The sequence below is a fragment of the Clostridioides sp. ES-S-0190-01 genome, from assembly GCF_020658275.1.
Lineage (GTDB): Bacteria > Bacillota > Clostridia > Peptostreptococcales > Peptostreptococcaceae > Clostridioides.
The window spans coordinates 1-714 of the sequence record NZ_JACVWA010000018.1 but is presented as its reverse complement, the minus strand read 5'-3'; the positions used below and the strand labels follow the sequence as shown (position 1 = coordinate 714).

Below are 714 nucleotides of genomic sequence, written 5' to 3'. Positions count from 1 at the left end.
ATTTCCCACCGCAAGGGTAAGACCCCAGAAAGACTATCTGGTTGATAGGTCGAAGGTGTAAGTGCAGCAATGTATTTAGCTTATCGATACTAATAGGTCGAGGACTTGACCAATATTATTTGATGTTCATTGATTAAAATATATATGTAGTTTTTAGAGTGTTAACTCTATGTAAAGTACTAACTTCAATTAATAGAAGATATTTAATAAAAAACTATTATTATTTAGTACTTTAAAAGTATTGACATTTAAAAATAAAGATGTTAATATAATACTTGTCTTATAAATAGGCAATATGTGGTTATAATAGCAAAGAGGATACACCTGTTCCCATTCCGAACACAGAAGTTAAGCTCTTTAGCGCTGATGGTACTTGGTGGGAAACTGCCTGGGAGAGTAGGACATAGCCACGTGAATATTCCAAGGTAGCTCAACGGTGGAGCAACCGGCTGTTAACCGGTAGGCTGTGGGTTCGAGCCCCACCCTTGGAGCCAAAAAAAGCCGAAGTGGCGGAACTGGCAGACGCACAGGACTTAAAATCCTGCGGGACTTACCTCTCGTACCGGTTCGATTCCGGTCTTCGGCACTTATAAAACAATATCGCGGAGTGGAGCAGTTGGCAGCTCGTCGGGCTCATAACCCGAAGGTCGTAGGTTCGAGTCCTGCCTCCGCAACCATTAAAATGGCTCGTTGGTCAAGAGGTTAAGACACCGC

The 714-nt window shown here is 42.2% G+C and carries 3 tRNA genes and 2 rRNA genes; all 5 read left to right on the top strand.

Features of this window, described 5'->3' with window-relative positions:
* A 23S ribosomal RNA gene (locus IC214_RS06820) occupies window positions 1-113 on the top strand; the annotation flags it as partial.
* A gap of 183 nt (window positions 114-296) precedes the next feature.
* Window positions 297-413 (top strand): 5S ribosomal RNA (gene rrf / locus IC214_RS06815).
* 6 nt (window positions 414-419) lie between these two features.
* Window positions 420-494: transfer RNA gene (locus tag IC214_RS06810), tRNA-Asn, on the top strand.
* A gap of 6 nt (window positions 495-500) precedes the next feature.
* Window positions 501-586, top strand: a tRNA-Leu gene (locus IC214_RS06805).
* Window positions 587-601: 15 nt separating this feature from the next.
* Window positions 602-677 (top strand) — tRNA-Met (locus IC214_RS06800).
* Window positions 678-714: the final 37 nt, after the last annotated feature.